Source organism: Streptomyces sp. NPDC047130 (genome assembly GCF_040643475.1).
In the GTDB taxonomy this organism is placed as follows: domain Bacteria; phylum Actinomycetota; class Actinomycetes; order Streptomycetales; family Streptomycetaceae; genus Streptomyces.
Window position 1 is genome coordinate 67578 of the sequence record NZ_JBEYUK010000017.1, and the last position, 19110, is coordinate 86687.

General features: G+C 74.5%; 15 protein-coding genes, 1 pseudogene and 1 riboswitch. Of the genes and pseudogenes, 9 read left to right on the forward strand and 7 right to left on the reverse strand.

Going from position 1 to position 19110, the window contains the following annotated elements; all coding sequences use genetic code 11:
* The first annotated feature begins 1 nt into the window (after window position 1).
* Complete coding sequence (locus ABZ836_RS20740; RefSeq protein ID WP_356133293.1) at window positions 2-379, forward strand: signal peptidase I; 378 nt, start codon at window positions 2-4, stop codon at window positions 377-379.
* Here the strand turns inward: ABZ836_RS20740 and ABZ836_RS20745 are convergent.
* The 5 genes from ABZ836_RS20745 to ABZ836_RS20765 form a co-directional block, all read right to left on the reverse strand.
* Window positions 349-1119, reverse strand: coding sequence for a cobalt-precorrin-6A reductase (locus ABZ836_RS20745; RefSeq protein WP_361144184.1), 771 nt, complete (start codon window positions 1117-1119; stop codon window positions 349-351). The genes ABZ836_RS20740 and ABZ836_RS20745 overlap by 31 nt on opposite strands.
* A complete protein-coding gene (locus tag ABZ836_RS20750) occupies window positions 1116-2597 on the reverse strand; it encodes a cobyric acid synthase (RefSeq protein ID WP_361144187.1) in 1482 nt (493 codons plus the stop codon). The genes ABZ836_RS20745 and ABZ836_RS20750 overlap by 4 nt, the downstream gene beginning before the upstream one ends.
* Window positions 2594-3337: a precorrin-6A synthase (deacetylating) gene (gene cobF / locus ABZ836_RS20755; RefSeq protein ID WP_361144190.1), complete on the reverse strand. Its 744-nt coding sequence runs from the start codon at window positions 3335-3337 to the stop codon at window positions 2594-2596. Before cobF ends, ABZ836_RS20750 begins: the two co-directional genes overlap by 4 nt.
* Window positions 3334-6915 (reverse strand): cobaltochelatase subunit CobN, encoded by a 3582-nt coding sequence (gene cobN / locus ABZ836_RS20760; protein WP_361144289.1) that lies wholly within the window; start codon window positions 6913-6915, stop codon window positions 3334-3336. Before cobN ends, cobF begins: the two co-directional genes overlap by 4 nt.
* Window positions 6916-6956: 41 nt before the next feature.
* Window positions 6957-7089, reverse strand: a riboswitch (cobalamin riboswitch).
* A 7-nt stretch (window positions 7090-7096) separates the two neighbouring features.
* Window positions 7097-8515 (reverse strand): condensation domain-containing protein, encoded by a 1419-nt coding sequence (locus ABZ836_RS20765; RefSeq protein WP_361144193.1) that lies wholly within the window; start codon window positions 8513-8515, stop codon window positions 7097-7099.
* Between the two features lie 423 nt (window positions 8516-8938).
* On the opposite strand from ABZ836_RS20765, the pseudogene ABZ836_RS20770 reads away from it, so the two are divergent.
* The 3 genes and pseudogenes from ABZ836_RS20770 to ABZ836_RS20780 all read left to right on the forward strand — a co-directional run.
* Window positions 8939-9423: pseudogene (locus ABZ836_RS20770) on the forward strand (enoyl-CoA hydratase-related protein); the annotation flags it as partial.
* A gap of 71 nt (window positions 9424-9494) precedes the next feature.
* Window positions 9495-9662 (forward strand): hypothetical protein, encoded by a 168-nt coding sequence (locus ABZ836_RS20775; RefSeq protein WP_361144295.1) that lies wholly within the window; start codon window positions 9495-9497, stop codon window positions 9660-9662.
* A 103-nt stretch (window positions 9663-9765) separates the two neighbouring features.
* Window positions 9766-12180, forward strand: coding sequence for an excinuclease ABC subunit UvrA (locus ABZ836_RS20780; protein ID WP_361144292.1), 2415 nt, complete (start codon window positions 9766-9768; stop codon window positions 12178-12180).
* Between the two features lie 182 nt (window positions 12181-12362).
* Here the strand turns inward: ABZ836_RS20780 and ABZ836_RS20785 are convergent, their stop codons facing one another.
* Entirely contained in the window at window positions 12363-12980 is a 618-nt protein-coding gene (locus ABZ836_RS20785) for an ABATE domain-containing protein (RefSeq protein WP_361144196.1), read from the reverse strand.
* 162 nt (window positions 12981-13142) lie between these two features.
* Here ABZ836_RS20785 and ABZ836_RS20790 point away from each other — a divergent pair, with 162 nt between their 5' ends.
* The 4 genes from ABZ836_RS20790 to ABZ836_RS20805 all read left to right on the forward strand — a co-directional run bounded on the left by ABZ836_RS20790 (window position 13143) and on the right by ABZ836_RS20805 (window position 17590).
* On the forward strand, window positions 13143-13886 hold the full coding sequence (locus ABZ836_RS20790) for a metallophosphoesterase (protein ID WP_361144199.1): 744 nt from the start codon (window positions 13143-13145) through the stop codon (window positions 13884-13886).
* Between the two features lie 277 nt (window positions 13887-14163).
* On the forward strand, window positions 14164-14883 hold the full coding sequence (locus ABZ836_RS20795; protein ID WP_361144202.1) for a bifunctional 4-hydroxy-2-oxoglutarate aldolase/2-dehydro-3-deoxy-phosphogluconate aldolase: 720 nt from the start codon (window positions 14164-14166) through the stop codon (window positions 14881-14883).
* Window positions 14876-15835 carry a sugar kinase gene (locus ABZ836_RS20800; RefSeq protein ID WP_361144205.1) on the forward strand — a complete coding sequence of 320 codons (960 nt, stop codon included), beginning with the start codon at window positions 14876-14878 and terminating at the stop codon, window positions 15833-15835. Before ABZ836_RS20795 ends, ABZ836_RS20800 begins: the two co-directional genes overlap by 8 nt.
* Before the next feature lie 402 nt (window positions 15836-16237).
* A complete protein-coding gene (locus tag ABZ836_RS20805; protein WP_356133311.1) occupies window positions 16238-17590 on the forward strand; it encodes an MFS transporter in 1353 nt (450 codons plus the stop codon).
* Between the two features lie 30 nt (window positions 17591-17620).
* Here ABZ836_RS20805 and ABZ836_RS20810 read toward each other — a convergent pair whose 3' ends face one another.
* Window positions 17621-18805 (reverse strand): CaiB/BaiF CoA-transferase family protein, encoded by a 1185-nt coding sequence (locus ABZ836_RS20810; RefSeq protein ID WP_356133313.1) that lies wholly within the window; start codon window positions 18803-18805, stop codon window positions 17621-17623.
* Between the two features lie 127 nt (window positions 18806-18932).
* Between ABZ836_RS20810 and ABZ836_RS20815 the strand changes: the two genes are divergently transcribed.
* Window positions 18933-19103, forward strand: coding sequence for a hypothetical protein (locus ABZ836_RS20815; protein WP_356133315.1), 171 nt, complete (start codon window positions 18933-18935; stop codon window positions 19101-19103).
* The last annotated feature ends 7 nt before the right edge of the window (window positions 19104-19110 follow it).

Sequence of the window (19110 nt, forward strand, 5' to 3'; positions counted from 1 at the left end):
CATGGACGACAGCGTGTACGTCGGCAACGCCGGCCAGGACGCGGCCCTGGACCGCGGCTGGCTGCTCGGGCACTTCAAGGACGAGGGCGACCCGCGGCACAGCGAGGCCGTGGAGATCAAATGGGGCGTCCACCCCAAGGGCGACCGGCGCGCGCAATGGGTGCGCGGCGAGCGCCGCACCGCCCTCCAGGTCCTCGTCAGCGGCCGCTTCCGCGTGGAGTTCCCCGGCCGCAGCGTCGTGCTGGAACGACAGGGGGACTACGTCGTCTGGGGGGAGGGCGTCGACCACTCCTGGGTGGCGGAGGAGGAGTCGGTGGTGCTCACCGTGCGCTGGCCGTCCCTGCCCGGCTACGCGGTACCCGCCCCGGAGACCGCCTGACCGGCCGCCGTCCCCCGAGCCGCCTCGCGCACCCAGGCGAACGCCTCGGCCACGTCGTGCACCACCGGAACGCCGTGCCCGTCGGCCGGCCGCCGCACCAGCACCACCGGCACCCGCAGTTCGCGGGCCGCCGCCATCTTGGGCCAGGTGTAGGTCCCGCCGGAGTCCTTGGTCACCAGCACGTCCACGGCGTGCTCCCGGAACAACTCCCGCTCCCCGTCGAGCGAGTACGGCCCCCGGCTCGTCACCAGGCGCCAGGCGGCGGGGAGTTCGAGCTCCGGCACGTCGACGACACGCGCCAGCACGGCCGCCGTCCGCAGGGCCGGCACGAACCGCGCCAGTTCCTGCCGCCCCACCGTCACGAAGGGACGCCTGCCCAGCCGGGCGGCCACCTCGGCGGCCTCCTCGTGCGAGTCGGCATACGTCCACGCCGGATCCGGGTCCCAGCCCGGGCGCTCCAGCCGCAGCAACGGCACCCCGGAACTCCCGCAGGCGGCAACCGCGTTGGCGGTCATCCCGCGGGCGAACGGATGGGTGGCGTCCACCACCGCGTCGAATCCGTCCAGCGCCGCCACCAGTCCCGGCACCCCGCCGAACCCGCCGATCCGCACCCTGCCCACCGGCAGCCGGGGCCGCGCCACCCGCCCCGCCAGGGAGGACGTCACGTCCACCCCCGCGTCCACCAGCAGGGCCGCCAGCTCACGCGCCTCCGACGTCCCGCCCAGCAGCAGCAGCCTCACCGCACACCTCCGGGCGGCAGCAGGGGCAGCCCCTGAGGCGCCCCGTCCCGCGCCAGGACCTCCAGCGCGTCCACGTCCAGGTACTTCTCCGCCAGGTCCGCCAGCCGCTCGACGCGCGCCTCGCGGGCCTCCTCGAATTGCACGCCCGAGGGCGCGAGGTCGAGCGTCTCGGCGAGGAACGCCTCCCGGAACGCGTCGCCCTCCAGGCTGCCGTGCCACATCGTCCCGAACACGTTGCCCGACCGGGCCCCGCCCAGAAACTCCACGGCCCCGCCGCCCACCGTGATCCGCCCGTGGTGGATCTCGTACCCGGACGCCGGGGCGCCGAGCGCCGACCCCTCGGGCAGCCGCAGCGTCTTGTCCACCGCGAAGTCCGTGCGCACGTCCAGCAGTCCCAGCCCTTCGGCGGACGCCCCCGGGCCGGCCTCGACCCCGTCCGGGTCGAGGACGACCCGCCCCAGCATCTGGAAGCCGCCGCAGATCCCCAGCACCGGGCGCCCCCGCCGCGCGTGGTCCACCACGGCCCGGTCCAGGCCCCGCGCCCGCAGCCACTCCAGGTCGGCCAGCGTCGACCGGGTCCCCGGCAGCACCACCAGGTCCGCGTCCGCCAGGTCCCGCGGGCCCGACGCGAACACCACGTCCAGGTCCGGTTCCAGACCGAGCGCGTCCACGTCCGTGAAGTTGCTGATCCGCGGCAGCCGCACCACCGCCACCCGGCGCACGGCGTCCCCGCGGGCACGCCGGCCCTCCAGGTCCAGGGCGTCCTCCGAGTCCAGCCACAGCCCCGGGTCCCACGGCAGCACACCGAACACCCGGCGCCCGGTGATCCGCTCCAGATCCTCCAGCCCCGGCCTCAGCAGCCCCACGTCACCGCGGAACTTGTTGACCACGAACCCGGCGACCAGCGCCTGGTCGGAGGGCTCCAGCAGGCCCACCGTGCCGTACATCGAGGCGAACACCCCGCCCCGGTCGATGTCGCCGACCACCACCACGGGGAGACCGGCGTGCCGGGCCAGCCCCATGTTGACGTAGTCGCCCGCCCGCAGATTGATCTCCGCCGGGCTGCCGGCGCCCTCGGCCACCACCACGTCGAACCGGGCGGACAGGTCGTCGTAGGCGGCGTGCGCCGCCTCGGCCAGGTGCCGGCGCCCCGCCTCCCAGTCCGCCGAGGACACCGCCCCGGCCGGCTGCCCCATCAGCACCACATGGCTGCGGCGGTCCGTGCCCGGCTTCAGCAGGACCGGGTTCATCCCCGGCTCCGGCACCGCCCGCGCCGCCAGCGCCTGCACCCACTGGGCCCGCCCGATCTCCGCCGCCACGCCGTCCCGGCCGAGGCAGACCATCGAGTTGTTCGACATGTTCTGCGCCTTGTACGGCGCCACCCGCAGCCCGCGCCGCGCGAACGCCCGGCACAGCGCCGTCGTCACCACGGACTTCCCGGCGTCCGAGGTGGTCCCCGCGACCAGCAGCCCGCTCATCGCGCCGCGTCCTTCCTCAGCAGACACACGTCCATCACCCAGCCGGCGCTCTCCCGGGCCCGGGCCCGCGCCCGCACGATCTCCGGCAGCACCTCGCCCACCCGGCCGGCCGCCAACTCCTCGCTGTCGGTGCCGAGGTTGGCGCCCCACCACACCCGCCAGTCCTCCAGCCCCTCGAACCGCGGCTCGGACCCGAGCATCACCACGATGTTCTCCTGCCCGGCGGCGACCGCCTCGGCCAGCCGGCGGGCCGTGGTCACCTGCACCGGCCGGCCCACCTCGTGCAGCACCATCCGGTGCCGCGCCGCCAGCAGTTGCGGCGCGCTCACCCCCGGCAGCACGTCGTACTCCACCGGCACCACGGCCCGCTCGGCGATCCGTTCCACGATCCGCACCGTCGAGTCGTACAGCGACGGATCGCCCCACACCAGGAACGCCGCCGTGCCGCCGCGGGCGGCCAGCACCCGTTCGTAGGCGGCGACCCGCGCCTCGTGCCAGGCCGCCACCGCCCCCGGATAGTCCTTCGGGTCGCGGCGGTCCCGCTCCGGGTCGGGCACCTCCACCAGCTCCACGCCCTGCGCCGCGCACACCGCGCGCCGTAGTTCCAGCAGCCCGTCGTCCTCGGACTTGCGGGCCGCCACCGCGTAGTCGCAGGCCCGCAGCGCCTCCACGACCTCGGCCGTCAGGTGGCGCGGACCCATGCCGATGCCGAGGATCCGCACCCGCACCGCCACGCTCACTCGGACCGCTCCTCCAGCTCGCCCTCGACCTCCAGGTACACCTCGGACATCGCCTGCAGCGTCGCGGGGTCGGGCTCGGCCCACAGGCCCCGCTCCGCCGCCTCGTGCAGCCGCTCCACGATGCCGTGCAGCGCCCACGGGTTGGAACGGCGCAGGAACTCCTGCGTCTCCTCGTCCAGCACGTACTCGGCGGCCAGCTTCTCGTACATCCAGTCGTGCACCACCCCGGCCGTGGCGTCGAAGCCGAAGAGGTAGTCCACCGTCGCCGCCAGCTCGAACGCGCCCTTGTAGCCGTGGCGGCGCATCGCCGCGATCCACCGCGGGTTGACCACGCGCGCCCGGAACACCCGGGCGGTCTCCTCGGCGAGCGTGCGGGTGCGCACCGCGTCCGGCGTGGTGGAGTCGCCCACGTACGCCTTCGGGTCGGCGCCGGTCAGCGCGCGCACGGTGGCGATCATGCCGCCGTGGTACTGGAAGTAGTCGTCGGAGTCCGCGATGTCGTGTTCGGCGCTGTCGATGTTCTTCGCCGCCACCTTGATCCGGCGGTAGTTGGCGCGCATGTCGTCCGCCGCCGGCACGCCGTCGAGACCGCGGCCGTACGCGAACCCGCCCCACGCCGTGTACACCTCGGCCAGGTCGCGGTCGTCACGCCAGCTGCCCGACTCCACCAGCTGCAGGATGCCCGCGCCGTAGGAGCCCGGCTTGGAGCCGAAGATCCGCGTGGTGGCGCGGCGTTCGTCGCCGTGCTCCGCGAGGTCCGCCCGGGCGTGCGCCCGCACGAAGTTGCTCTCGTCGGGCTCGTCGAGCGCGGCCACCATCCGCACCGCGTCGTCCAGCATCGCCACCACGTGCGGGAAGGCGTCCCGGAAGAAGCCGGAGATCCGCACCGTCACGTCGATCCGGGGGCGGCCCAGCTCCTCCGCCGGCACCACCTCCAGCCGCGACACCCGCCGGGACGCCTCGTCCCACTCGGGCCGCACGCCCAGCAGTGCCAGCACCTCCGCGACGTCGTCGCCGGAGGTCCGCATCGCCGCCGTCCCCCACACCGACAGGCCGACCGACCTCGGATACTCCCCGGTCTCCTCGAGGTGCCGTTCCACCAGCGAGCGGGCCATCGCCTGACCGGTCTGCCAGGCCAGCCGCGACGGCACCGCCCGCGGATCGACGGTGTAGAAGTTCCGCCCGGTCGGCAGCACGTTCACCAGGCCGCGCAGCGGCGACCCCGAGGGGCCCGCGGGCACGTACCCGCCGGCCAGCGCGTGGACGACGTGGTCCAGTTCCTCCGTCGTCCGCGCCAGCCGAGGCACCACCTGCTCGGCGGCGAACTCCAGCACCCGCCGCACCTCGGGATCGTCGTGCAGCGCGGCCGCCGCCCCGGGGCTCCAGCCGGCCGCCTCCATGCGCTCGACCAGCGCGCGCGCACGCGCCTCCACGCCGTCGACCGTCTCCAGCCGCTCGTCGTCCTTCAGGCCCAGAGCCTTGCGCAGCCCGGGCACCGCCCCGCCGACCCCGCCCCACACCTGGGCGGCCCGCAGGATCGCCAGCACCAGGTTGACCCGGGCCTCGCCCTCGGGGGCCTCGCCCAGCACATGGAGGCCGTCCCGGATCTGCGCGTCCTTGATCTCGCACAGCCAGCCGTCGACATGGAGCAGGAAGTCGTCGAACTCCTCGTCGTCCGGGCGCTGTTCGAGCCCGAGGTCCCGGTGCATCTCGGCCGCGCGCATCAGCGACCAGATCTCACCCCGGACCGCCGGCAGCTTGGCCGGGTCCATCGACGCGATGTTGGCGTGCTCGTCCAGCAGCTGCTCCAGCCGCGCGATGTCCCCGTAGGACTCGGCGCGTGCCATCGGCGGGATCAGGTGGTCGACGACGGTGGCGTGCGCACGCCGCTTGGCCTGCGCGCCCTCGCCCGGGTCGTTCACCAGGAACGGGTAGACCAGCGGCAGCGAGCCCAGCGCCGCGTCGGTGGCGCACTCCGCCGACAGCGCGGCGTTCTTGCCCGGCAGCCACTCCAGCGAACCGTGCTTGCCCAGATGGACGACCGCGTGCGCGCCGAAACCGTTCTCCAGCCAGCGGTAGGCGGCCAGGTAGTGGTGGCTCGGCGGCAGCGACGGATCGTGGTAGATCGCCACCGGGTTCTCCCCGAAGCCGCGCGGCGGCTGCACCAGCACCACCACGTTGCCCGCCCGCAACGCGGCCAGCACGATCTCGCCGGCCTCGTTGACGAAGAGCCGGCCCGGGGCGGGACCCCACGCCTCGGCCATCGCCTCCCGCAAAGCCTCGGGCAGGTCCGCCGTCCACGCCGCGTACTCGTCGGCGGTGATCCGCACATGGGCGTCGGTGAGCTGCCCGGAGGTCAGCCACTCCTCGTCCTGCCCACCCGCCGCGATCACCGCGTGGATCAGCGCGTCACCGGCCTCCTGGTCGTCCGGCAGGTCCAGCCCCGGCAGCTCACCGGGAGCGCCCAGGTCGTAGCCCTCCTCCCGCAGACGGCGCAGCAGCCGCACCGCCGAGCGGGGTGTGTCCAGGCCGACGGCGTTGCCGATCCGGGAGTGCTTCGTCGGATACGCCGACAGCACGACCGCGAGCCGCTTCTCCCCGTTCGGGACGTGCCGCAGCCGGGCGTGGTTCACCGCGATCCCCGCCAGCCGGGCGCACCGCTCGGGGTCCGCGACGTAGCGGGGCAGCCCGTCCCGGTCGATCTCCTTGAAGGAGAACGGCACGGTGATGATCCGCCCGTCGAACTCCGGGATGGCGATCTGGCTCGCCGAGTCCAGCGGCGTGACGCCGTCCTCCGACGCCTCCCACTCGGCCCGCGAACTCGTCAGGCAGAGCCCTTGCAGCACCGGGACGTCCAGAGCGGCCATCCGCTCCACGTCCCACGCCTCGTCGTCGCCCCCGGCGCCCGCCGACGCCGGGACGCTGCCGCCCGCCGCGAGCACGGTCACCACCAGGGCGTCGAACCCGCCGAGCGCCGCGTACAGCTCGTCCGGCGCCGACCGCAGCGACCCCGCGAACACCGGCACGCCCACCGCGTGACCGGTGGCGTCCACCGCGTCCGCCAGGTCGTGCGCGAACGCCGCGTTCCCGCCGGCCTCGTGCGCCCGGTAGTAGAGGATGCCCACCCGGGGGAGCGACGGGTCCCGCGGCTCCCGCTCGGCGAACCCCCACAGCGGCACGGCCTCCGGCGGCTCGAAGCCCTCTCCGGTCAGCAGCACGGTGTCGGAGAGGAAGGCGTGCAGCCGCCGCAGGTTGGCCGGGCCGCCCTCCGCCAGGTAACGGTGCGCGTCCGCGGCCACCCCCACCGGCACGGTCGAGTGCTCCATCAGCTCGGCGCTCGGCTGGAGCTCGCCGCCGAGCACCACCAGCGGCGTCCCCCGTTCCCGGACCGCGGCCAGCCCGGGCCACAGGTCGTGCGGGGAGCCGAGCAGCCGCACCACCACCAGGGCGGCGCCCTCCACGGCGGCGGCGAGTTCCTCGTCGGAGGCCCGGGACGGATTCGCCCACACGTACGCGGCGCCACTGGCCCGCGCGGAGAGCAGATCGGTGTCGGACGTGGACAGCAGGGCAACAGGCACGGTCAAGGCCGTGATCCTCCCTCGGGGTTCTCGCCCCGTACGACGGTCGGACAACCCGTGGCCAGTGTCTGGCTGCGTCCCCGGACAGGGGAACGTCACAGTGGCGGAACCGCCCCGGAATCGCACCGGGTTCCTGCACCACGAGTCGGTGGAGCCTCACCCTATCCGGACGGCGCCCGTCTCACACCAGGGCCCCCGGTTCCCGCGCCCCGGCCGACGCCCGGGCGACCTCCGCGACGAGCTCCCGCAGCCGCTCCAGGTACCGCTCCATGCTCCGCAGCGCCGGACCGGTGTCCGGGTACCGGGCGGCGAACTGCAGCCCCTCGTGCACCCTGCTCACCCACACGCACACCTGGTCCCCGTACGACACCCGCAGCAGCCCGTACGCGTGCAGTTCGTCCCACCGCTCCGACGCGGGCACCGTGCGGCCGTCGACGAACGACACGATCGAGTACAGGTCGGGCGAGGTGGGCCGGAACTCCGCCCCCAGCAGCCGCAGCACCCGCGCGATCGGCATCCGCGCCAGCCGCCGGTTCTCCCGCAGCGCCGACCGCACCCGCCGCAGCGCCTCCTCGAACCCGGCCCCGTCCGACAGGTCCACCTCGATGGGCACCCCGCCGACGTACCAGCCCACGGAGTCCTGCCACTGCGACTTGGCCCGGGTGTGGAAGGGCACCACCGTCCGGTACACGTCCGTGCCCGAGATCTCCCGCACGATGACCGCCGTCGCGGCCAGCACGCCCACCAGGGAACCGCCGAACGGCCGGCAGTACGCCTCGAACCCGGCCGCCTCACCGGCCCCGCCCAGCATGTCCTGCATCAGCTTCTGCGTGGGCAGCTTGCCCTCCGCCTCCAGCCCCAGGTCGACCGGGAAGCCGGGCAGCCGCCCGTCGCACCGGGCCACGAACTCCCGCCAGCGCGCCACGATCTCGTGGCCGTCGTCCACCCGGTCCGCGTCCGCCCGCTCCGCCTCGCAGAAGTCGACGTAACTGCCCGCGGGCGGCTGCTCCACCGTCCGGCCCTCCAGGGCCGCCGCGTAGAACTCGTGCACCTCGGCGGGGATGCGGTGCAGCGAGTAGGCGTCCACGTTGCTGTGGTCGAAGGCCATGTAGACGCTGGCGCAGTCCTCCCGGACCACCGCCGCGTAGATGAAGTTCGGCCAGTCCAGCGCGTCCGCGGCGACGTCGAACCGGTCCTGCAGGTGGCCGGCCAGCCGCCGCGGGTCGCCGAACTCGCCGACCACCTCGCGCCGCAGGCGCACCGCGTCGGCGTCCAGCGTGAACCGGCGCATGGCGCCGCCGTCCCAGCGGAACCCGCTGCGCAGCGTCTCGTGCCGCAGCGTCCAGGTGTGCAGGGCGTGCTGGAGCGCGTCCAGGTCCACCGCCCCCGGGACGTCGAACGCCGCTCCGACCCAGGTCGGGACGAACAGACCGTCCTCGCGCACCGACCGGGCCGTCCTGATGTGCGACTCCTGCACGTACGCCGGAGGACGCGCGTCCTCCGGCAGGCGGGCGGCCGCCTCGACGGTGTCCGGACTGAGCGTCCACTCGACGAGCAGTCCGGGGCGCACGTCGCATCGCTGGATGTCGGTCACTCGCACCGGGGCGTTTCCCTTCGTAGGGGGCGGAGAGGGAGGCACCACACGTCGGCCCGTTGCACCGGCCCGGCCCCCGACGGCGAACACCAGCCCTCGTCCCGCCGCCCGCCTGCAAAGCCTCGTCCGCCCGGGCTTCTTCGACGCATGCCCAACGAGGCGGGCGAGAGCGAGGAAACGGGTCGAACGCCAGCCCGGAACCACGGCACACGGTCCCGCGTCCGACACCACAGCCGCCAACTACCGTGACCGGCGCGCCGGTTCGGGGCCGGGTCCCACCGCGATCAGCAGGGGGACACCGCTTGTCACCGGGCCCGACCGCTTGTCGCCGGGCCCGACCGCTTGTCACCGGGCCCGTCCGCTGCCCACGTCCGAGCCGCACACGGTTGGTCACACGGTCCGCCGCACGGTTCGCCCACCCCGAGAAGACTGGAGGTACCCGTGCCCGACGTACGGGTCGACACCGACGGCCCCGTCACCACCATCCGGCTCGACCGCCCCGAGCGCCGCAACGCCGTGGACGGTCCCATGGCCACCGAACTGCTGCGCGCCTTCGAGGAGTTCGAGGCCGACCCGGACCGGAAGGTCGCGGTCCTGGCCGGCTCAGGGGGCACCTTCTGCGCCGGTGCCGACCTCACCGCCGTCGCCGACCCCGCCCGCCGCAACGAGCTCACCCCCGACGGCTCGGCACCGGGCCCCATGGGCCCCACCCGGACCCACCTCACCAAGCCGCTGATCGCCGCCGTCGCCGGGCACGCCGTCGCCGGCGGCCTGGAACTGGCCCTGCTCGCCGACCTCCGCGTCGTCGAACGCGACGCCGTGATGGGCGTCTTCTGCCGGCGCTGGGGGTGCCCCTGATCGACGGCGGAACCGCCCGCCTGCCCGGGATCGTCGGTTTCGGCCGCGCCCTGGATCCGTCTACGCGGGCCTGGACCTGCCCCTCGCGGACGCGCTGCGGGCGGAAGGAGCGGCGGGCGTCCCCGTCGTGGAACGCGAGGGCGTCGCCGGGGCCGCCCGGTTCGCCGCCGGCGCCGGCCGGCACGGCCGCTTCCCGGAGGACGAGGCCCCCGGACGGGCCGCCCCGCCCCGCACGTCCGCGACGTCCACCACGGTGCGGGGGCAGAGCGGCGGCGTTGTCGGTGGTGACGTCTAGTCTTGCCCGCGTGGCCGCTCCAGGGGGCGAGCACGGGGGCCCTGGCCCCGGTGCGCCCGGACGCGGTCGTGCCCGCCCACCGTACGCCGCGTTGGAGGACGTCATGACCGAAGCCGAGCCCCAGGGCGTCAACCGGCCGGAGACCCCGGCCCGCACCGCTCATGACCTGATCCGCGTCCACGGAGCCCGGGTCAACAACCTCCGCGACGTGAGCGTCGACATCCCCAAGCGCAGGCTCACCGTCTTCACCGGCGTCTCCGGCTCCGGGAAGAGCTCCCTGGTCTTCGAGACCGTCGCCGCGGAGTCCCAGCGGCTGATCAACGAGACCTACAGCGCCTTCGTCCAGGGCTTCATGCCCTCCCTGGCCCGCCCCGACGTCGACGTCCTCGAAGGCCTGACGACCGCCATCGTCGTCGACCAGGAACGCATCGCCGGCGACCCCCGTTCCACCGTCGGCACCGTCACCGACGTCAACGCCCTGCTGCGGATCCTCTTCAGCCGCCTCGGGGACCCCCACATCGGGCCTCCCAGCGCCTTCTCCTTCAACACCCCCTCCGTCCGGGGCAGCGGCGCCATCACCGTCGAACGCGGCAACGCCAAGGCGGTCAAGCAGACCTTCTCCCGCACCGGCGGCATGTGCCCCCGCTGCGAGGGCCGCGGCACGGTCTCCGACATCGACCTCACCCAGCTCTACGACGACTCCAGGTCGATCGCCGAGGGCGCCTTCACCATCCCCGGCTGGAAGTCCGACAGCTGGTGGACGGTCAGGACCTACGCCGCCTCCGGCTTCCTCGACCCGAACAAGCCCATCCGCGAGTTCACCAACCAGGAGATGGAGGACTTCCTCCACCACGAGCCGGTCAAGGTCAAGGTCGAGGGCGCCAACCTCACCTACGAAGGGCTCATCCCCAAGCTCCGCAAGTCGATCCTCTCCAAGGACCGCGAGGCGATGCAGCCGCACATCCGCGAGTTCGTGGACCGCGCGGTCACCTTCGTGCGCTGCCCCGAGTGCGACGGCACCCGCCTGAGCGAGGCCGCCCGCTCCTCCCGCATCCGCGGCCGGAACATCGCCGACCTCTGCGCCCTGCAGATCGACGAACTCGCCGCCTGGACCGGCGAGCTGGACGAACCCTCGGTGGCGCCCCTCCTCGGCTCCCTGCGGGGCCTGCTCGACTCCTTCGTCGAGATCGGCCTGGGCTACCTCTCCCTCGAACGGCCCACCGGCAGCCTCTCCGGCGGCGAGGCCCAGCGGGTGAAGATGATCCGCCACCTCGGCTCCAGCCTCACCGACGTCACCTACGTCTTCGACGAGCCCACCGTCGGCCTGCACCCCCACGACATCCGGCGCGTCAACGACCTGCTGCTGCGTCTGCGCGACAAGGGCAACACCGTCCTGGTCGTCGAGCACAAGCCGCAGACCATCGCGATCGCCGACCACGTCGTCGACCTCGGCCCCGGCGCGGGCACCGCGGGCGGCACGGTCTGCTTCGAGGGCACCGTCGACGGGCTGCGCGAGTCCGCCACGGTCACGGGACGCCACCTGGAGGACCGCACCCTCCTCAAGGAGAAGGTCCGCACCCCCACCGGCCACCTCGAGATCCGGGGCGCCGCCGCGCACAACCTCCAGGACGTCGACGTCGACATCCCGCTCGGCGTGCTGACCGTCGTCACCGGCGTCGCCGGCTCCGGCAAGAGCTCCCTCGTCCACGGCTCCCTGGTCGGCACCCCGCTGGGGGCCGAGACCGGCGTGGTCTCCGTCGGCCAGAGCCCGATCCGCGGCTCCCGGCGCAGCAACCCCGCCACCTACACCGGCCTGCTCGAGCCGATCCGCAAGGCCTTCGCCAAGGCCAACGGCGTCAAGCCGGCCCTGTTCAGCGCCAACTCCGAGGGCGCCTGCCCGAGCTGCAACGGGGCGGGCGTCGTCTACACCGACCTGGCCATGATGGCGGGCGTCGCCACGCCGTGCGAGGACTGCGAGGGCAAGCGGTTCCAGCCGGCCGTCCTCGAGTACCGCCTCGGCGGACAGGACATCAGCGAGGTCCTCGCCATGCCGGTCTCCCGGGCCCTGGACTTCTTCGCCGCCGGCGAGGCCCGCACACCCGCCGCGCACCGCGTCCTCTCCCGGCTCGACGACGTCGGCCTCGGCTACCTCACCCTGGGGCAGCCCCTGACCACCCTCTCCGGCGGAGAACGCCAGCGACTGAAGCTGGCCACCCACATGGGGGAGTCGGGAGGCGTCTACGTCCTCGACGAACCCACCACCGGCCTCCACCTCGCCGACGTGGGTCAGCTCCTCGCCCTCCTCGACCGGCTCGTGGACTCCGGCAAGTCGGTCGTCGTCGTCGAGCACCACCTCGCGGTCATGGCGCACGCCGACTGGATCATCGACCTCGGCCCGGGGGCGGGCCGCGAGGGCGGGCGGGTCGTCTTCGAGGGCACCCCCGCCGACCTGGTCGCCGCCGGGTCCACGCTCACCGCCGAGCACCTGGCCGCATACGCGGCGGGCCCCACCGTCTGAACCGCGGGCCGGGCGGCGGCCCGTCCGCGCGGAGCCCGGGGCCCGGGGCCCGGGAGCCCTTGCGGCCGGGACGGACTCGGGTTCAGGACCGGCCGGCCCACGCGGCCTCAGACCGGCGGGTCACACTCGGGTTCAGCTCCGGCGGGTGCACGCGGCCTCAGGACCGGCGGGTCCACTCGGGGTCAGGACCGGCCGGTCCCGTCCTCCGCGTCCGCGCGCCGGCGCCGGTAGTGGCGGGCCGCCCGGGCCCGGTTCCCGCAGGAAGCCTTGCAGAACTCCTGCCGGCCGTGGCTCTTCACGAAGTACCGCACGCACCGCGGCGCCGGGCAGGCCCGCAGCAGGTCCCGATCGGGCCCGCCCAGGAACGCGATGGCGTCCCCGGCCAGGGCCGCGACGACCCGCGCGGTGAGATCCCCGCCGACCGGCACCGTCCGGGCGGCGGGCGGGTCCCCTGGCAGCCAGTCCAGCCGCGGGACGACCGCCGCCCGCGCGGCGGCCGCGTTCAGGGCGGCCACGGCCTCGTCGACCGGCATCAGCCGGCGCGCGTCCGCCGGGCCGGCCGGGCCGGCCGGACCCGCCGCCCGCGCGAACAGGGCACGGACGGCCCGCCGCAGCTCCACGACCTCGCCCCGCAGCCGGTCGTCCGCCGTGATCCCGTCCGGCGGAAGACCGGCCAGCGCGTCCGACCGCTCCCGCAGCCACTCCGTCGTACCGGGCAGCGTGGCGAGGTCGTCCGCGACACCGCCGACGCCGTCGTGCCGGATCGTGCCCGCCAGCTCCAGCGCAAGCCGACGCTCCATCAGCGCCCCCCGCCCTCCCCGCCGTCAGCCCCTTGCTGACGGACCGCCCGGCAGTCTACTGTCCTCACGGTAAACGAGGAATCCACCGTTAGGCAGCGCGCGGCGGCCGGTTCGCCGCGGGCGCCGACCGGCGGCCGGGGGCCGCCACGAGAGGGTGCGACGATGACGGTGCTGCTGGCGCAGATCAGCGACCTCCACCTGGACGGCGGCGGACGGGCCACCCGCCGCGCCGAGCGCGTCATGGACCACCTGCGGTCCCTGCCCCGACCGGTCGACGCCCTCCTGGTCACCGGGGACATCGCCGACCACGGCGCGGAGGCCGAGTACGAGGAGGCCGCCCGGATCCTGGCCGCCCCCTTCCCCGTGCTGACCTGTCCCGGCAACCACGACTCCCGCCCGGCCTTCCGCAAGGCCCTGCTCGGCGAGGAGCCCGGCCCGGGCCCCGTCAACCGCCTCCACCACGTCGCCGGGACCGCCGTCCTCATGTGCGACTCCACCCTTCCCGGCCGCGACGAAGGCCTGCTCGACGCCGAGACCCTGGCCTGGATGGACGCCGAACTCACCGCCCTGCCGGAGGGCACCCCCGCGCTGCTCGCCTTCCACCAGCCGCCGGTCGACCTCCACCACCCCCTGCCGGACTCCTGCCGACTCCAGCAGCCGGACACGCTCGCCGCCCTCCTGGAAGCCCACCCCCGGGTCGCCGCCGTGCTCACCGGTCACGCCCACACCGCGGCCGCCTCGGTCTTCGCCGGCCGCCCCCTGATCGTCGGCCCGGCCGTCACCTGGACCCTGCGCATGTCCTGGGAGGGCGACGCCCCAGCCGACCGCGAGCAGCCGCCCGGCATCGCCTACCACGTCCTCGACGACACCGGCCGCCTGACCACCCATTACCGGGTGGTCCTCTGAGGGCGTTCCCCGGTCCGGCGTCCGGCGCTCGGTGTCCGGCGTCCGGTGCCCAGCCTCCTGTCGCGCGGGGGTCCTGTGCGCCCGGCGTGCGGCAACCTGCGCCCGGCGGCCCGGCAACGGCCCCCGGGCCCTCCGCGCCGAGGGCCGCGGCGGACCCGCAGGCAGCCCGCCGCCCGCCGCCCGCCCGCGGCACCTGACCCGGCCACCGCGCGCCGCGCCACCTCCACCCCCCGCACCCGTACCCGCACCCGCACCCGCACCCATGAGGAGCCACCCCGTGAACACGGCCCACACGGTCCGCCCCGACGCCGAGCCCGGCCGGTCCCGGCCCGGGCAGCAGGCCCGGCCCCAGCCGCTGAGCCCCATCCTGCGCGAGACCAGGGTGATCGCCGTCCTGCGCGCCGCGGACGCCCGCCACCTGCGCCCCGCCGCCGAGGCGCTCGCCGAGGAAGGCATCCGCAGCATGGAGGTCACGCTCACCACGGCGGGCGGAGTGGCCGCCATAGCCGAGCTGGCCGAGGCGCTCGGCGAGGACGCCGAGGTCGGCGCCGGAACCGTCCTGTCGACCGACGACCTCGACGCCGTCGTCGCGGCAGGCGCCCGGTACGTCGTCACCCCGCACACCGACCCCGGACTGATCCGCGCCGCCGTGGCCCACGGCGTCCCCATCGTGCCCGGTGGCCTCACCCCGACCGAACTGCGCACCGGCTGGGCCGCCGGCGCCTCCGCCGTGAAGCTGTTCCCCGCCTCCGCCGTCGGGCCCCGCTACGTCAAGGACCTGCACGGGCCCTTCCCCGGCATGCCCGTCATCCCGTCCGGGGGAGTGGACCGCTCCGCCGTCGGCGACTGGATCCGCGTCGGCTGCCCCGCCGTCAGCCTGGGCGGTCCCCTCCTCGGCGACGCCCTGAACGGCGGCGACCTCACCGCCCTGCGCCGACGCGCCCGCGAGGTCCTGCGCGACATCCGCGACGCCGCCCAGGAGGTCTCCGGTGCCTGACACCCGGCCCACCCGCGTCGTCACCCTCGGCGAGACCATGGCCCTGCTCACCCCCGACCGTGTCGGCGCCCTCGCCCACGTCCCGGGCATGGCCCTGTCCGTGGGAGGCGCCGAGAGCAACGTCGCCATCGGACTGCGCCGCCTCGGCGTCCCCGCCACCTGGATCGGCCGCGTCGGCGACGACCCCTTCGGCCGCAGCGTCACCCGGCACCTGCGCGCCGAGGACCTCGACCTGCGCGTCAGGGTGGACACCGGAGCTCCCACCGGGCTGATGGTCAAGGAACGCCGGACCGCCCGCACCACCGGCGTCTGGTACTACCGTGCGGGAAGCGCCGGATCCCGGCTCGCCCCCGAGGACGTCCCCGACGACGCCTTCGGCGGAGCCGCCCTCCTCCACGTCACCGGCATCACCCCCGCCCTCTCGGCCACCGCCGCCGACGCGGTCCGCCACGCCGTCCACACGGCGAAGGACCGCGGCGTCCTCGTCTCCTTCGACGTCAACCTCCGCACGAAGCTCTGGAGTCCGGCCCGGGCGGCCGAAGAGCTCGCCCCCCTCGTCGCCGCCGCCGACATCGTCTTCGCCGGCCCCGAGGAGGCGGAACTCTTCGTCGCCCCGCACGACGACCCGCTGGAGACCGCGGCGGCCCTCGGCGCCCTCGGGCCCTCCCAGGCCGTCGTCAAGCTCGGCGCCGACGGCTGCGCCGCCGTGGCCGACGGGGAACGGCTGACCGTGCCCGCCGTCCCCGTCGACGCCGTCGACACGGTCGGGGCGGGCGACGCCTTCGTGGCCGGCTACCTCGCCGAACTCCTCGCCGGGAAGCCGCTGGAGCGGCGGCTGCGCACCGCGGTCGCCACCGGCGCGTTCGCCTGCACCGTCCCCGGGGACTGGGAAGGACTGCCGACGCGCGAGGAACTGTCCCTGCTGACGGTCACCGAGAACGTCGCCCGCTGACCCCTCCCGGGCGGTTCCGGATCGTTCGCAGGCGCAGATCCCTGACGTGACCCGGTCCAACGCTTCGCACCCGGAACCGCCCTCCGGCAACCCGCGCGTGCGCCCTCCCCGCCCGGGGCGCCGCCCGCCTCCCCATCAGCCGAAACTCCCGGCACCGAACCTGTCGGCCGCCAGGAGCCCCAGGTAGGGGCGCAGAAGCGCACCACCAGGGGCGAGCGAACGAGCCCGCGCACAGGCGTCGGACGACCTGATGGTGCGGCGATATGAACCGCGTCGCTCGAAGGAGTTCTTGTCCGCCCGATCCGGGCAAACCGACACTTGCCATTCCCTATCGTGAATGGCATATGCACGGACCTCCCTGCGCACCGGGCCAGTCCGACGGGCCGTGCGCAAGGAAGCTCCATGGACACATTCCGCACGGTCCGCAGTTTCCCCGCGACCGTCCGGTTCCTGATGGTGAACCAACTCGGCATCGACGTCGGCACGTTCCTCCTCTTCCCCTTCCTGGCGGGCCACCTCGGCGGGAACCTGGGTCTGTCCTCGGCACTCGTCGGGGCGATCCTCGGCACGATCCAGCTCAGCCACCAAGGGCTGGTCGTGCTCGGCGGCACGGCCTCCGACCGGCTCGGCGGTTTCCGCGTCATCCCGATCGGATGCGTGCTCCGCCTGGCCGGCTTCGCCCTGATCGCCGTCGTGGACACCCTCCACGCGGTGCTCGTCGCCTCCGTCCTCACGGGCGTCGGCGGGGCGCTGCTCTACCCGGCGATGCGGGCCTGCGCCGCCCAGGCGGCCCCGCCCGACCGCAGGGCAGAGGTGTTCGCGATGCTCAACGTCTTCACCGCTACCGGCGGCCTCATCGGCCTCGCACTGGGCAGCGTGCTCTGCATGATCGACTTCCGGGCCGCCGCGGTCACCGCGGCGGCCGTGCTGGCGGCCATGACCATGCTCCAGCTCTTCGCGCTGCCCGCCCATGCCCGACACGGAAGAGGAGACCGCCAACGCCGAGGCCGGTCCGTCCTGCGAGGCTGCCTGCTCGTCCTGCACGACAGGGGGTTCCTGGCCTTCTCGCTCACCATGACGGCCCTCACGGCCCTGGAGAACCAGATCTACCTCCTCTTCGTGCACACCGCCCAAGGCGTGTCCGGCGAACCCGCCGCAGCCGCCGTCATGCCCATGGTCGTCGCCGCCGCGGGCCTCGCCCTCCAACTGCGGGTGACCCGCCTGATCCGCGCCAGAGGCGGACCCCCCGGCTGGATCGCCCCCGGGCTCGCCGTCATGGGCCTGGCCTTCCTTCCCCCGCTCGTCATCATGTTCACCACGCCGGCGCCGCCCTCCGGTCTCGCCGACACCGTGCTGCTCCTGACCCCCCTCGCGGCCGGCGCCTTCCTCCTCGCCCTCGGCCAGATGACCACCCAGCCGTCCGCCCTCGAACTGGTCACCCGCCACGCCACCGACGGCCTGGTCGGCACCTATTTCGGCTTCTTCTACGTCATCTCCGGCGTCGCCGCCTCCGCCTGCACCAGCGCCGTCGGCTGGGCGATGGACCTCGGGGACCGCACCGGCCGGACCTGGCTGCCCTGGCTCTGCTGCACCGCCGTCGGCCTCCTGTCCGCGGCCGGCGCCGCATGGCTCCACCACCTGCGCCGGCTCCCCGGCGAGAAGGAGGAGCCGGTCGTCCCCCGCAAGCACCGCACGCGCACCCGCGTCCCTCATCCCCGCCTCGGCTCCAACCGGCGCAACCACGCCAGAAAGTGACCACACTCCAGGGCCGTGTCCCGGCCCTCCTCAGACGGCCCCCTGCTCGCGTAGCCGCCCGATCTCGTCCCGGCTGTACCCCAGCTCCACGAGAAGCTCCTGGGTGTGCTCGCCGACCGCGGGCACGGGGTCCATCCGCGGCGTCACTCCGCTCAGGCCGGTGGGCGGCAGCAGGGCCCGCACGACGCCCCCGGGAGTGCCGACCTCCCGCCACCGGTCCCGCGCCTCCAGCAGCGGGTGGTCCCAGAAGTCCCGCACGGAGTTCATCCGCGCATGCGCGACCCCGGCCTTCCCGAGCAGCTCGCCCGCGTCCGCGGCGTCGAGCTCGGCGAACCGCGCGGCGACGAGCGCGTCCACCTCACCCCGGTGCGCCACCCGAGCCGGCCCGGTGGCGAAGCGCTCGTCGACCGCGACCTCCGGCCGCCCCAGGAACACCTCGCACAGCGAGGCCCACTCCCGCTCGTTCTGCACCGCGACCAGCACCGTGCTCCCGTCCGCCGCGGTGAACGGCCCGTAGGGGGCGATCGTCGCGTGGGAGGCGCCGGCCCGCGCGGGCTGCCGCCCGCTGTAGGCCGTGTAGTACGCCGGATACCCCATCCACTCGGCGAGTGCCTCGAACAGCGACACCTGGACGGCCGTTCCCCGTCCGGTGGTGGCCCGCCGCAGCAGCGCGGCGAGGATGCCCGAGTAGGCGTACATCCCGGCGGCGATGTCGGCCACGGCGATCCCGGCCTTGACCGCCTCCTCCGGCGTCCCGGTCACGGACACCAGCCCGGTCTCGCACTGCACCAGCAGGTCGTACGCCTTCCGGTCGGCCCACGGCCCGTCACTGCCCCAGCCGGAGATCTCGCAGACCACCAGCCGGGGATGGGCCCGGTTCAGCTCCTCCCAGGTCAGCCCGAGCCTGCCGACCGCGGCGGGCGTGAGGTTCTGCACGAACACGTCGGCCCGCTCCAGCAGCCGGTCCAGCACCTCCCGTCCACCGGCGGACTTCACGTCGAGCGTGACCGACTCCTTCGACCGGTTCAGCCAGACGAAGTGGCTTGACTGGCCGTGCACCGTGCGGTCGTAGCCACGGGCGAAGTCCCCGGTCCCCGGCCGTTCGACCTTGACGACCCGGGCGCCGAGATCGGCGAGCTGACGGGTGGCGAACGGAGCGGCGACCGCCTGCTCCAGACTCACCACGGTGATCCCCTCCAGCGGCAGCGCACTCAAGAACCCGTCCTCCACACCACTCGTCCCGGTACCGGCCCCCCACCCAACCACCCCGCCCTCCCGTCAACCCCCACCACCCCCTCACCGTCCGGCCGTGGACATCGCCCACCCGTGCTATGAAATGCCCATGACCGAGTTCATCGGCGCCGACCGCGCGGTTACGCCGGCCGTCACCCGATGGGTGGCCACCCTGCAAGAGTTCGGTGCTGCCCCCGCGGTTCGCGCGCTGGGCCAGCGTGCCGCCAACGGCGCGACGCCGCGCCCCGGAGTCCTGGGGGGCACGGCGTCGCAGCGGTAGTTCGACG

What these genes read in the sequence shown, in the direction of transcription:
- ABZ836_RS20740 (WP_356133293.1), top strand. Translation starts at nt 2, where the DNA reads ATGGACGACAGCGTGTACGTCGGCAACGCCGGCCAGGACGCGGCCCTG.
- ABZ836_RS20790 (WP_361144199.1), top strand. Translation starts at nt 13,143, where the DNA reads ATGACGGTGCTGCTGGCGCAGATCAGCGACCTCCACCTGGACGGCGGC.
- ABZ836_RS20780 (WP_361144292.1), top strand. Translation starts at nt 9,766, where the DNA reads ATGACCGAAGCCGAGCCCCAGGGCGTCAACCGGCCGGAGACCCCGGCC.
- ABZ836_RS20750 (WP_361144187.1), bottom strand. Translation starts at nt 2,597, where the DNA reads ATGAGCGGGCTGCTGGTCGCGGGGACCACCTCGGACGCCGGGAAGTCC.
- ABZ836_RS20805 (WP_356133311.1), top strand. Translation starts at nt 16,238, where the DNA reads ATGGACACATTCCGCACGGTCCGCAGTTTCCCCGCGACCGTCCGGTTC.
- ABZ836_RS20815 (WP_356133315.1), top strand. Translation starts at nt 18,933, where the DNA reads ATGACCGAGTTCATCGGCGCCGACCGCGCGGTTACGCCGGCCGTCACC.
- ABZ836_RS20785 (WP_361144196.1), bottom strand. Translation starts at nt 12,980, where the DNA reads ATGGAGCGTCGGCTTGCGCTGGAGCTGGCGGGCACGATCCGGCACGAC.